The organism is Sebaldella sp. S0638, assembly GCF_024158605.1.
Taxonomy (GTDB): Bacteria; Fusobacteriota; Fusobacteriia; order Fusobacteriales; family Leptotrichiaceae; genus Sebaldella.
Map to the genome: position 1 here is coordinate 1 of NZ_JAMZGM010000093.1, position 12,721 is coordinate 12,721.

At 30.3% G+C, this 12,721-nt stretch carries 20 protein-coding genes; 13 read left to right on the plus strand and 7 right to left on the minus strand.

Going from position 1 to position 12,721, the window contains the following annotated elements:
• Positions 1-60: 60 nt before the first annotated feature.
• The 7 genes from NK213_RS17210 to NK213_RS17240 form a co-directional block, all read right to left on the minus strand.
• Positions 61-363: a hypothetical protein gene (locus NK213_RS17210; RefSeq protein ID WP_253351449.1), complete on the minus strand. Its 303-nt coding sequence runs from the start codon at positions 361-363 to the stop codon at positions 61-63.
• A gap of 54 nt (positions 364-417) precedes the next feature.
• A complete protein-coding gene (locus NK213_RS17215) occupies positions 418-816 on the minus strand; it encodes a hypothetical protein (protein WP_253351451.1) in 399 nt (132 codons plus the stop codon).
• A gap of 334 nt (positions 817-1,150) precedes the next feature.
• Positions 1,151-1,708, minus strand: a complete 558-nt coding sequence (locus tag NK213_RS17220) for an N-acetylmuramoyl-L-alanine amidase family protein (RefSeq protein WP_253351455.1) — start codon at positions 1,706-1,708, stop codon at positions 1,151-1,153.
• A 27-nt stretch (positions 1,709-1,735) separates the two neighbouring features.
• Positions 1,736-2,161: a MarR family transcriptional regulator gene (locus NK213_RS17225; protein WP_253351457.1), complete on the minus strand. Its 426-nt coding sequence runs from the start codon at positions 2,159-2,161 to the stop codon at positions 1,736-1,738.
• Positions 2,145-2,354, minus strand: coding sequence for a hypothetical protein (locus NK213_RS17230; RefSeq protein ID WP_253351459.1), 210 nt, complete (start codon positions 2,352-2,354; stop codon positions 2,145-2,147). Before NK213_RS17230 ends, NK213_RS17225 begins: the two co-directional genes overlap by 17 nt.
• Before the next feature lie 35 nt (positions 2,355-2,389).
• Complete coding sequence (locus tag NK213_RS17235; protein WP_253351462.1) at positions 2,390-3,178, minus strand: hypothetical protein; 789 nt, start codon at positions 3,176-3,178, stop codon at positions 2,390-2,392.
• Between the two features lie 1,102 nt (positions 3,179-4,280).
• On the minus strand, positions 4,281-4,934 hold the full coding sequence (locus NK213_RS17240) for a S24 family peptidase (protein ID WP_253351464.1): 654 nt from the start codon (positions 4,932-4,934) through the stop codon (positions 4,281-4,283).
• A gap of 216 nt (positions 4,935-5,150) precedes the next feature.
• Between NK213_RS17240 and NK213_RS17245 the strand changes: the two genes are divergently transcribed.
• The 13 genes from NK213_RS17245 to NK213_RS17300 all read left to right on the plus strand — a co-directional run bounded on the left by NK213_RS17245 (position 5,151) and on the right by NK213_RS17300 (position 12,418).
• The gene (locus NK213_RS17245; RefSeq protein WP_253351466.1) at positions 5,151-5,573 is read left to right on the plus strand and encodes a DUF5362 domain-containing protein; all 423 of its coding nucleotides are present in this window, start codon (positions 5,151-5,153) and stop codon (positions 5,571-5,573) included.
• A 189-nt stretch (positions 5,574-5,762) separates the two neighbouring features.
• Entirely contained in the window at positions 5,763-5,954 is a 192-nt protein-coding gene (locus NK213_RS17250) for a hypothetical protein (protein WP_253351468.1), read from the plus strand.
• A gap of 34 nt (positions 5,955-5,988) precedes the next feature.
• Positions 5,989-6,570 (plus strand): TMEM175 family protein, encoded by a 582-nt coding sequence (locus NK213_RS17255; protein WP_253351470.1) that lies wholly within the window; start codon positions 5,989-5,991, stop codon positions 6,568-6,570.
• A 65-nt stretch (positions 6,571-6,635) separates the two neighbouring features.
• Positions 6,636-7,031 (plus strand): hypothetical protein, encoded by a 396-nt coding sequence (locus NK213_RS17260; protein WP_253351472.1) that lies wholly within the window; start codon positions 6,636-6,638, stop codon positions 7,029-7,031.
• A 75-nt stretch (positions 7,032-7,106) separates the two neighbouring features.
• Positions 7,107-7,493 carry a hypothetical protein gene (locus tag NK213_RS17265; protein ID WP_253351474.1) on the plus strand — a complete coding sequence of 129 codons (387 nt, stop codon included), beginning with the start codon at positions 7,107-7,109 and terminating at the stop codon, positions 7,491-7,493.
• Between the two features lie 151 nt (positions 7,494-7,644).
• Positions 7,645-8,106: a hypothetical protein gene (locus NK213_RS17270; RefSeq protein ID WP_253351475.1), complete on the plus strand. Its 462-nt coding sequence runs from the start codon at positions 7,645-7,647 to the stop codon at positions 8,104-8,106.
• Between the two features lie 234 nt (positions 8,107-8,340).
• Positions 8,341-8,598 carry a hypothetical protein gene (locus tag NK213_RS17275; protein ID WP_253351477.1) on the plus strand — a complete coding sequence of 86 codons (258 nt, stop codon included), beginning with the start codon at positions 8,341-8,343 and terminating at the stop codon, positions 8,596-8,598.
• 14 nt (positions 8,599-8,612) lie between these two features.
• Positions 8,613-8,735, plus strand: a complete 123-nt coding sequence (locus NK213_RS20510) for a hypothetical protein (RefSeq protein ID WP_256478816.1) — start codon at positions 8,613-8,615, stop codon at positions 8,733-8,735.
• Between the two features lie 320 nt (positions 8,736-9,055).
• Positions 9,056-9,328, plus strand: a complete 273-nt coding sequence (locus NK213_RS17280) for a hypothetical protein (RefSeq protein ID WP_253351480.1) — start codon at positions 9,056-9,058, stop codon at positions 9,326-9,328.
• Between the two features lie 80 nt (positions 9,329-9,408).
• On the plus strand, positions 9,409-9,726 hold the full coding sequence (locus NK213_RS17285) for a hypothetical protein (protein WP_253351482.1): 318 nt from the start codon (positions 9,409-9,411) through the stop codon (positions 9,724-9,726).
• 191 nt (positions 9,727-9,917) lie between these two features.
• Positions 9,918-10,286 (plus strand): hypothetical protein, encoded by a 369-nt coding sequence (locus tag NK213_RS17290; RefSeq protein ID WP_253351484.1) that lies wholly within the window; start codon positions 9,918-9,920, stop codon positions 10,284-10,286.
• 246 nt (positions 10,287-10,532) lie between these two features.
• Positions 10,533-11,387: a lysophospholipid acyltransferase family protein gene (locus NK213_RS17295; protein ID WP_253351486.1), complete on the plus strand. Its 855-nt coding sequence runs from the start codon at positions 10,533-10,535 to the stop codon at positions 11,385-11,387.
• Between the two features lie 164 nt (positions 11,388-11,551).
• The gene (locus tag NK213_RS17300; RefSeq protein ID WP_253351488.1) at positions 11,552-12,418 is read left to right on the plus strand and encodes a GyrI-like domain-containing protein; all 867 of its coding nucleotides are present in this window, start codon (positions 11,552-11,554) and stop codon (positions 12,416-12,418) included.
• Positions 12,419-12,721: the final 303 nt, after the last annotated feature.

Consider the following 12,721-nt stretch of genomic DNA (forward strand, 5'->3'; position numbering starts at 1 on the left):
TCAAAACACCTCTTTCTTTTTTTATTATATCATTGTTTAGATTTTGGTGTTCCTACTTTACTATAGCACTACAATATAGAGCATAAGATCACCAAGGTTCACTGACTCATCTCTGGTCTGAATAATAACAGAAGCTTCAAAAACCAGATTGCATATGGATTTATCATTTCTTAAATAATTAACAAATCCTTCATATGCTTTGGAGAGTCTTACAGCATACAGAACAATTGCATCATTATCCTGTATATCTGATTTGTCAGTAAAGTCATCATCATAAATGTGAGTGTCAGTAATATTGACATTTTCCAGAATGAGTTTTTTGACCTCACCTTTAAATAATTTTGTAATATCAAAAGTATTCAACGCTTTTCTCCTTTCAAAAATTAGAGAATTCAGCTTTCTAAACAGTCAAGTGAACTATGGTCTGTTTAGAATTTCATTTTTAAATATTTCCAGACTAGATTTAAAAGTCAGAATATTTTTTTCCAATTCCTTTTCATCCATATCAAAATGAACTATGATATGTTTTTTGAAGCACATATTTACCATGTGTTTTTCCATTAGGTCTCTTTTAATGATTTCTAAATTAATAAGTTGGAGTTCCTTTTCTTTTTTTGAAAGAAGAACGTTTTTTTCTTTTAGAAATGTCTTAAAGTCCAGCAATTCCTTTCTGGCATGACCTAATTGAGACTTTAGCGAGTGGCGTTCTTTTTCAAGGGAAACCACTTTTTTTTCCAGAGTTTTGCATGAATTTGTCATAAGTTCATCATGAATATGAACTTTTTTTATTTTTTCCAAGAAAGCGCTTTCTGACATATTTTCCTCCTGAATTTAAGACTGTGTGAAGAAAAATTTTTGTTAATCAAGGAAGAGAAATGAAAAATTTTTCTTCAGGGACATTCTCGCTGTTTTGGACATTTTTAGAATAAAACTGAATGAATCATATTTATTTTAAAACTGTCATATTGAAATGATATATATGAATAAGTCAGGCTAAAAGGTATGCAGAGTACTTAATATTTATCTGAATAAAATTAAGTGATGAGAATAACTTTTAACCCTTCTCACTATATAGTAAAGAGACAACCAAAAAGTTTACATCCTGATTTTTTAGTGTTCTTAATATATACAGATTAGTAAACCAAATTGTTTACACTATGATTTTTCCCAGTAAATTTCCCGATTTATCAAAGAGTTCCACTTCTTTTTTTGAATTATTTTCATTATTGGAAAGTGATTTTTGCCTTTTTATCTCTTCTTCAATGTCAGCAGTAAACTGATTCCATCTTGGTAAAATAATATGCGGACATATTTTTCCGCTCCATGATTTATGTGTACGGACTTTATCAATTCCCCATTTTTTTATAATCAAAAGATCAGCAATCAGCTCAACAGCTTGTTTTTCAGCAGCAGTTCCGGCACTGTCGCATATTTCTATCCCGATACTTGTGGAATTACCTTCGCTGGTACCTGCATGATAGGCTATTTCATCCAAAGGAATCGCTTCAATAGCTTCTTTTCCGTCTAATACAATGTGCCAGCCTGTAGACGTAGTATTCTCAGGATTATCAAGCCAGCGTCTTTCATTATCAGCACTGCTTTTAGGATTGCCGGTATTATGAACAGTGATCCATTTAAAATCCAGTTTTTTTCCTGTTCTTTTTTTGTTAACAGGAAGATGCCTTTTTATTACTTCGTTATATTTCATATATTTTCTCCTTTTACATAGAATTTTTTACATTATTTCTTCATAATAGTGCAGAGTTATATTTTTCCCCGCATAATCGAATTTATCATTTATCTTTTTTACTACTTTATTCACTGACTGCCGTGTAACCCCAAGCTTTTTCCCGATCTCAGACTGAGTTTCCTTATTCTTGTAAAACGAGTCATAAACAAAAAATTCTTTTTCATCCAAAACAAGCATGGGAATTATTTTCAAAAGTCTGTTTCTGCACAGTTTTTCAAGAAAATCAATAAAAGCCCCGGTTTCTATTTTTTCATTTAAAAATTCCTTCAGGTCGGCAATATTGATATCATCAATATCTTCAATAGTTTCTATTTTGAATTCTTCATATGAATAAAAGTTTTGCTCATCAGGAAGAACAAATTCAGAAATATCTTTATCAAAAACTTTGTATTCTTTATATTGTTTCTTCATCGCTGCCTCCTTTATGAAAGTAAGGATTGTTAGCAGAATTTGCCTTTTTTTCCAGAATTATAATTCTCTCATTCAGATTTTCCAGTATTTCCACGAGTTCATTATTTACGATATATTTTTTCTCAATAGTGCTGAGTATAAGTGCAGTAGTTAAAAATAAAAAGATACATATTACAATAGTTATTCCAAGCATGTTTTTTCCTCCGTTTTTATATAATTTAATAGTTTTTATATTTTGTAACTTTTGTGTGTCATTAGAATCCCGAATTTATCAGATCTGTGGAGTTCTACTTCCAGCCATCTGCCGCCAGCAGACTCAGGAACTTTGTTATCAGAATTTTCCGTTTTCTTCTTATAATATGAAGGTGTTCTCAATTCCAGAATTTCTTTATGAAGTATTTCATTTTTTGAATTCAGGGTTTCTATAATTCTGCTGTGTTCATAGTCGCTGTTTTTGCCAAAAAGCCATATAACATCAGCACCGTCTATTTTTTCTGCAAGTCTGCTGTGCTGGATTTTACCTTTTGTTACAGGTGATTTTGTTTTTCCTTCATCGGAAAAAATTCTGTACTTGTAATTAGAGTGTCCCATTTGAAAATTAAGGGTAAGCCAGTTTTTGGCCGGGCATAAAAGGATATTTGTATCCATGCTGTAATTTAGCCTGCTGATCAGCTTTTTCAACGGCAGAGTATTAGTAAGCTCACTATCCTTATATGAGATAAAGTCAATGTTTTGGGCAAAAGGCTTTAAAAATTCATATGCGAAATCAATACTGAGATTTTTTTGAAATTCACTCTCAGGATTTTTTTTCAGATAAAAATTTTTATTTTCCTTAAAAAAGTCCAAAGTATTTCCAGTAAGCAGAATTCTTGCATTTTTTTCTCTGGCTTCTTTCAGATGATTTTCCGCAAGTTTCAGATTTTGGTGGCTTTCTGTAAGACATATATCACTCATTAATGCAAATAAATATTTTGTTTTTCTTTTGTTTGACGTGAATTTTTTACAAATAGAATTCATAAATTCCTCCCTAATATTGTTAGTTTTTAATTTTTATGTGTATTTTTTTATAAAAATATAAAAGAAAAAGCGGACCCGCCGTATATTTCTATACAGAAGGTCCGCTTGGGACGCTGATTATATAATTGGCTTTCGCATTTACCAGATAAATTTAATCATAAAACCTGATATTACAGAATTTCAGGATAGCTCATTAAATTTTTTGGTAATAATTCCTACATTTTGAGTTTTGCATTTTTTACATTTAAAATCATACTTTACTTTTCCTTCTACTTCGATTTCCATATGTAATTTTCCACAAGTTTTACATCGTATTTCAATCTTTATCACACACATTCCCCGCTTTCACTCAGTGTTAGTTTTACTATTAAAAAATTGATAAATATATATTTTTTGCTTGTTCATGGAAAATAAAAACTTGTTTTTTGAAAATGAAAAAGTGATGTAAATGATAGTTTATAAATATTATGTTCAAAAATATTTGTATATTTTATTATACTATCAGTATATGAATTAAATGTGAACAAGTTAAATATTTTTTTATGAACTGCTGTTTTTCCCAAAATTAGAGAATATGTAAATTTTAATACAGCTGTTTATAAATAAAAGCGGGCCTTTGCACATATTACTATATGAAAGGTCCGCTTGGGACGCTGATATATATTAAGTCGTTTTGCTAAATTTCTGAGTGATCACTCCGATATTTGTATTTTTACACCTTTTACATTTAAAATCATATTTTACTCTTCCCTCTACCTCAATTTCCATATGCAGTTTACCACAGGTTTTACAACGTATTTCTATTTTTATCACATTCATTCCCCGCTTTCAATTTTATATTTTGTTCATTAATATATTTAATAATTAATTAACTTATTGAATATGATTTTGCTTTTTATCAAAATAAATGATAAAAATAAAAGTATATTGTAAAAGTTTTTATTAGGCTAAAAACAGAAAAAATATACTTTTGGAACATGAAAAAGGTGACTTTTGTTGTTAGATATATAATACCACTTTTATTGCTTTTTGTCAATAAAAAAATTATAAATATAATATTTAGATAACTATAAAATAGATTTTGCTGCCAAAAAAACCTATTTTACGAATAAGATCTAAAACTGTAAACGACTTTTCCAATACACTTAATATTATCGCTCTCTGTGATCTGAATAGGGGGGTAAATTTCATTATAGCTGAAAAGATAAGCTCTGCCGTCATTATAATACTTCAAAAGCTTTACATATCTTTCTCCGTTCAGATCTACAACAATGACTTTGTTGTTTAATTCTTCCCATTCAGGACACGAAGGATCAAGGATAAGAATATCATTATTAAAAAATTCAGGTTCCATACTTTCACCGTGAACTTTAATTCCGAAAAGTCCTTTTTTATGTCTGATATTTTTCGGAAGAGAAACTTCCATAATTTCATAGTCCGTAATATCCAGATATCCGTTTCCCGCAGAGGCAAAACCGTAAATATACAATTTCTGATCATCCAGTTCAATATAATCTTCAGATCTGAAAATCTGACTGTCAAGCATCTGAAAAAAATTATAATTCAAAATCTTGGAAAGACCAAGAAGAAGCAAAGTGTCGATTTTTTTTCTTTGTCCTTTTTCTATTCTAAATAAAGTAGAAGGGACAATTTCGATTTCTTCTTTCTCAAGTTCTTCCGAAAGTCTGTCAAGAGACCAGTTTTTTTTCTCACGCAATTCTCTGATTTTATTACCAAGAGCTTCTAATTTATTCATATACATCACCTATTGTTATTATATCTTAAAACTTGCAAAAAAGCAATAAAAAATTATGGGAATGAATAATTTTGTCTTTTTGCATTATAGGGTTTGATTTAATGAATTAAAGTAATTTATTAAATAAAGATTTCAAAGAATTATTTGGAAAATGTATGCAGATATTATATAATATGGGTAATAAGCATATAAAATTACAGAAAATAAGGAGGAAAAATGAACGATTTAGAAGAATTATATTCAAAAAGCAATTTTGATACCTCAAAAGAAAAGTCAATGACAGTTCAGCTGGATGAAATATTTAAGAAAAAACTCAGATTTCTGGGAACTTTTCAGCAGGTCATAGGAATTCTGGGTATTATATACGGGGCATTTGCCTGTATTGGAATAATAACAGCAATAATAGGTGTTCCTGTAATTATAATAGGATTGAAAGTATTCAAGGCAGGCGGGGCTTATAAAGCTTCATTATTAAATGCTAACGGCGAAGAATTGAAAAACGCATTATGTGAAACTTCAGATGCTGCCAAGCTGTATTTAATAGTGCTAATCGTATTTATCGTACTTTATATTCTTTTTTTCATTATTATTATGGTAGTAATGATAGCGGCATTATCTCAGTCTAATTATTATTATTAAAAATATATACCTCTGTTATGATTTTTCATCTGATACAGAGGATTTTTTTACGGAAAATATTATATAATAAAACTATAAGCATAATAAATTCAACATTTAAAAAAAATTTTAAATTTGAAGAAAAATATATATTGAATTTTTAAATTTAAATAGGATATAATAAATAAAATGAGATGTGGAGGCAGTGAAATGAAAAAAATAGAATATATTCTAAATGGAAAAGCAGGAGAAATTTCTGTAGATGAAGCAAAGACAAAATATGAAAATGTGAATTTCAGATGTGCAGTTAAACTAGAGGATAAAGGTGATACTGTATGTGTAAGTACAAAAAGTAAAACTACGAATTATAAAAATGTAAACGGAAATTGGGAAGCCGAGTAAAGAAAAACAAATCTGTTTGAAATGAGGTAGGATTATGTTTGGGAAGAGCAGAGTGGAAGCATTTAGCGACGGGGTTTTGGCAATAGTTATTACAATAATGGTTCTGGAGTTAAAGGCTCCGCATAAAGCGGATATTTCAGAGTTGGCAGAGCTTTTTCCGAAATTTTTCAGTTATGTACTCAGCTTTATATATGTGGCAATATATTGGAATAACCACCATCATATGTTTTCCACAGTAGAAAGAATAAACGGAAAAATTTTGTGGGCAAATACCCACCTGCTGTTCTGGCTTTCATTAATACCATTTGCGACGAGCTGGATGGGTGAGACCAAATTTTCAAATATTTCTGCCGTACTGTACGGATTTGTCCTCTTAATGTGCTCGATAGCTTATCATATAGTCCAAAGTTCAATAATACATCTTCAGGGAGAAAATTCAAAACTGAAAAAAGCTGTAGGAAAGGACAAGAAGGGGATGATATCACCATTACTTTATATTCTCGGGATTATTTTCGGAATATTTGCCCCGGTGATTTCTCTTGTAATTTATACAGGGGTTGCGATTTTATGGACTATACCTGATAAACGTATTGAAAAAATGAATTTTTTAGAGTAAAAAATATTAACACGGGGAGTGGAAATTACACTTTAATTGGTAAATTATGAAATGAGGTATAAAATATGAAGAGATTGATAATAGTAATGCTTTGTCTGGGAGCATTTTTAAGCTGCGGAAAGAAACAGGAAGCAGCAGAACCTAAAACAGAAACTAAAGTAGAAACAGCAGAGCCAAAAGCAGAAGATAAAACAGAAACAGAAACTAAAGAAGTAAGAAAAGTGAATTATGTTTGTCCGATGGATACGAATTTTGGGGTAGAATACAGCGCAGACGGCCAGACAGCAAGATTATTTGATGAATCTGACAAGATTTATGAACTAAAACGTACTGAAGGGGCTGAAGGTGTTTATTTTAAAGATGATTCAGGAGCTTCGATTCGTGAAAACGGAGATAAACTAACAGTAGAACTGGTAAAAGGAAAGCCTATAGAATGTGAAGTTTTTAAAGAGGAGAAATAATATTTGAAAATCTTCACATTAAGTTCATATATATTTATTATAATAGATGTATAAGATTTATAATGAGGTGAGATTATGAAAAAATATACATCATTTATACTAATAGTTTTACTGGGGATTTCTATGACAGCCTTTAGTAATAACAGCAGCAGAAACAATAACGGGAGACCGGGAAATTACAGCAGTAATGGTAATAGAAATAATAATAACAATAATAACAGCCGTCCCGGAGGAAATAATAATCATAATGACAGAAATAACCGTCCTGATAATAATTCTCGTCCAGGGAATAATAATACAAATAACAGAAACCCTGACAGGAATAATAACAATAACGGATCACATAATAATACGGGGAATTCCGGACAATACTGTGTGGAGAAAAGAAAAAATTCCGATCAGTGTATAAGATATGAAAATTATAACAGAGGAGAGCTGCCAAGCAGACCTCCGAAGTTATAAATATAAATTTTTCTTCCGATGATATAATAGGAGCAGAGGTTTTTACCTCTGTTTTTTCTTAGCATTTATATATTGTTGCAGAATTTTATGAAGTAATGTAAAATGAATCAGGGATTATTAACCAAAAAAATGATAAAAACGGAGGGATTTTGTGAGTAAAAAAGAAAAAATTATGATTGGTGTGATAATTGCAGGTCTTATAGGTCTGGGAGGAGTGACCTTTAAAGCAGTGCAATACAGAAATAAGCTTATTGAAACTAAGAAAGTAGTGGCAGCAAAAGAAAAGATAATTAAGGAAAAAGACGAGACAATTTTGAAATCAGTAAAATTAGGATATGAAGCTTTGATACGTTATGAATATATGGACGGTGCAAGGACTTATTCAATAAGACATCCGTATAATTCAGGAATTAGTCAGCCTGATTTTCAGGTTATATTAAATAAAGCTGCTGAAGCTTATTCTAATTATAATGATTTTCTTGGAACACTGGGATATAGGGATGGAAAGCTGACAAAACTTATAGATCAGGAGAAAAAGGACTTTGAACAGATAAGTGATAAGAAAAATGCTTTATTAGAATTAATGAGAGAAGAAGATGAGAAAAAGAAATAATTGAAGTTACAGGTGAAAAGGAGCAGGTTAAAATGCTCTTTTTATTTTGCACTCAGAGGAGATACCAGAAGTTTTATATTTTCAGAATTTGTCAAAATAGATTAACTGTCATCTTATATTTGAAAAATTAAAAAATAAGGATATTTTTGTTCACATAAATTTCACGTTCAGTTCACTTTTGTGACACAAAACAATGATAATATTAGTGCATAAAATAAATACGAGGTGATTAAAATGAAAAAGAATTTTTTAATAATATCAATGTTAATAATGGGATTATCAGTAGTAGGATTTGCAAAACAGCCGCCTAAAAAGCCTGTAAGCCAGAAAGTATACGTGCAGAAAAGCAGAAAAACCGGAAAATGTTTAAAATATGAAACAAGAAAAGTATCATATAATAAACCGAATAATAACAGTAAACCAGGCAATAACAACAAACCAAGCAATAATAAACCAAATATGAATACACCAAATAAAGTTAAGCCAAGATAAAAAGGAGGAAGTGAATGAAGAAATTATTTTTGATATTAATGCTGGCTTTGACTGTAACTTCATGTATAGTAATAGAAGACGGCTACAGAGGAACCAGAGTAAGAGTAAGAAGACCTCCTTTGATTATAATAGATTGAGAGAAAACGGGCTTTTTTTATACGGGATTGAAAATTTATCCGGATATAAAAAGTCTTTTTTATTACTGATAATACATGCAGTATTAATAGAAAATAACACTGGGAAATGAAAAACAGACAGTAAGGAATTAATTTTCAGTTTAACGAAGAATGTCAAATAAAGCAATAATATAAAGAAAAATGAAAAATATTGTTTTAAATGAAATAAATACTGTAAAGTGATTTTTCAAAATACACTTATTCAAAGATATTCGCCTTAGATAAAAAAATATATTAATGTTAGAATCAAAATATAATTTGAGAGTCAGAGGTGTTAGTTTATGTCAGAGTATTATTTCTTTAATGGTGTAAAGAAGATATTTGAAATTGAGAAGTGGTTTAAGAGATCTTTTCATGAAATTGTATATCTGGAGCATACAGCTCCCGTTACATTTACAATAGACAGGGTTACATATGCTGTGAGATATATAGAAGAGGAAAATTTAATATATACTATAAAGTTATACGGAAATGATGAAGATATAAAATCGTATCATAAAGCAATCAGAAAAAGAGTAGAAAAATTTTTGAACATATTGAAAGATATGGGGTAAGATGCCGGAAAAAGTAAAGGTGTAATTATTATAACAGTGTGATATACTTTAAGTATCTAACAGAAAGCAGGTGATATTTTATGAAAAAAGTATTAGTTGTATTATTTTTTGTATTTTCGATATTCAGTTTTGCCGATACATGGCTTGAAGATCATATTGAAGATATTCTGGAACAAAAATATGAATACATATCTGATGGAACTACCAGACTGGAATTGGATATTGATGTACATGAACGCAAAAATGACGTACTTATAAATGTAAAAGTAGATGATGATTACAGGAATGTGAAGCAGAATTTTAACAGAAGCTATTATAATAAAGTAATTAAAGAGATAGAAGGTACTGCCAAAAAAGAAGCAAACGGCAAAAAAGTCATAATAAAAAGTATTTTTTAGGGGCCTCGATACGAGGTTCTTTTTTTGGCAAAAAATTGAAAATCAGAGAAAAATGAGAAATATTGTTTTAAATGCCGAAAAAACCCTGATATATGATTTTTAGAAACAGTCTTATTCAGCTCCATTCTGCTTAGAAAAATATGAATTTTAATGCTAGAATCATAACATAAAAATAGCAGGAGGTGTTCATCATGAGAGATGAAATGGAGAGAGCGTCAGAGAGCGCCGGTATTAGTTTTTTTACAGAAAAGGAACTGGAAGAAACACAGAAGAAAATAGGCAGTAGTCGTTATCCTAATAATCATAGAAGCATGAAGATAAAAGAACTATTGAAAAAGCATAAGCATATCAGGACAAAAGAACTGGTAGAAGAAGAAATATACATTTTGAAATATTCTTTTATATTATTTAATAATGCTGAGGCATACAAAATTATTAACAGACATGAAAAAGAACTGGCAGAGTATGTTATGGATAATAAAGAAGAGATAATGAGAGTTTCCATGTATGATTTTATAGAAACTAAAAGCAGTAAATACAGCAAGAGGGGAACTGCCTGAAAAGTACGGCGGTACAGGTAAGCGAGATGAAGGTGTTTTTTGAAAACATAAAATAAAGAGCCTGAAAAATAAGAGGGCTCTTTTATTTTTGGCAGGAATACGGATAAATTAAATAAAAATGACTATATATTTTATGTCAGGGAAAAGGACTGTGAAATGAATAAAATTAACGGTAACTCTAATACATTTCTTTCTTTATTTGATAAAATGTTGTATAATAATATATAAAATTTAAGGACGTGAAGAATGTTAAAATATAAAGTCGAGTATCTTTTAGTAGTAATAGTAAAGTCTGGATTACGAATTTTACCGGTAAAGTTAAGATTTAAAATTTTAGAATTTTTAGGAGTTTTAACATATTATGCAATAAAAAAGCGTAGAAATATTACAATTAACAATTTAAATATCGCTTTTCCCGAAAAAAACGAAAATGAAATAAAGAAACTGGCACTGGAATCATATAAAAGTACAGCAAAAAACACTATTATTCCTTTGTATCTGGCAGAATTATTATCAAAAGGATATATAGAGCCGGAGAATTACGGATTAGTAGGAGAATTAATGTCTCAGAACAGAGGATTGATCATAACTACAATACATATGGCAGGATTTGAAGCAGGTTTTTTCATGGGGAAAGATTACGACACCAATGTAGTTTTTAAAAAGCAGAAAAATCCGTATATCAATGATATGATGGAGAAATGCAGAGCTAAAGTAGGAACACATTCAATAATGAAAAATATTGAAAATGATTCTAACAAAAAAATACAAAATGTGTTTAAAAATAAGGGAGTATTGGTATTGGCAGCAGATCAGTACTCAAATGATGTAGATATAGAATTTTTCGGAAAGAAAACAAAAGCAAATGCCGGAAATGTCATATTGGCAGTGAAATATAAAGTGCCTGTTCTTTTTGCCTATTCAAATTATGACGGCTATAAGATAAAATTGAATTTTTTAAAAGAGGTAGAAATAGAAAAAATGAGTAATTTGAAAGAAACTGTAAAATATAATGTTCAAAATTTATTTTATGAGTATGAAAAAGTCATTCGTGATAATCCGGGGGAGTATATGTGGCAGCATAACAGATGGAAAAATTAAGGATATTCTGAAAATAAGAGTCTGGTTTTTTAGCCGGCTTTTTTTATTTGAAATTTTTTCAATGATCCTAGAACACTGGTCTGAATTACACCCGATACTTACAGGCAAAAATTGCATTGTCAGTGATTAGTGTAAATGGTATACTTAAGAAGAAAGGAGAAGAGATGGATTCATTAAAAAATATGAAGAATGCACTTGATTATATTGAAGATAATCTTAGCAAAGAAATTGAATATTCTAAAATAGCGCAGGCAGCATTATGTTCACAGTATCACTTCCAGCGTATGTTCTCTTTTCTCACAGGAATACCGCTTTCTGAGTATATAAGACGCCGCCGTTTGACTCTGGCAGGCTTTGATCTTCAAAACAGCAGTGAGAAAATAATAGAAATTGCCATGAGGTACGGATATAATTCACCGGATGCCTTTACACGGGCTTTTCAGAATATTCACGGAGTTACTCCGTCCAAAGCAAGAGAAGAAGGAGTTTCATTAAAAGCATATCCGCGTATAGTGTTTTCACTATCATTGAAAGGAGTGACAGAAATGAATTACAGGATAGAAAAAAAAGAACCGTTTATTATAACAGGGGTGAAACAAAGACTTTCTTATCTGGAAAACCTTGGGGAAAAAATAGGTCAGATGTGGCAGGGTTTATCACAGGAAACTTATAAACAGCTGGCAGGGCTCGCTGATACCGGACATCCTGAAATGCTTGGTGTTTACAGCAATATGTATGAGGACAGCACAACAGATTATTATATTGCAGTAAGAACAACAAGTGAAATTCCTGAGAATTTTGAAAAGCTGGAAATTCCGGAATTAACATGGGCAGTTTTTGAAATAACAGGGGCACTTCCCACAGCAATGGCAGAAATATGGGGACGTATATTTACAGAATGGTTTCCGACTATGGATTATGAACATGCGGAGGCTCCAGAGATAGAATGTTATTCAGCAGGGGATATGGGAGCTGCTGATTATAGAAGCGAAATCTGGATTCCAATTATAAAAAAGAATACAGCAAAATAATCTTAATAAAATAACAGAGAGCATGAAAAATGCTCTTTTTATATAGTACATAATTTATAAAAACTGTATAATATTAATCAGAAATAGTTAAAACAGGATACAGATGAATTTTTATAAAACAATGTATTTTGACAGAATGAGATAAATATTAAATATTTTGATAATTTATAAAAGATACTTCACTTTTTTAATTCTTTTTGTACTTATGTCAATAATGTGGACACATTTATCGAGCCTGTGATAAAAAGTCTGTAAATAAAAAAATCTTTTTATGATAAACTAAAAACAGGAGGACTTTATTAT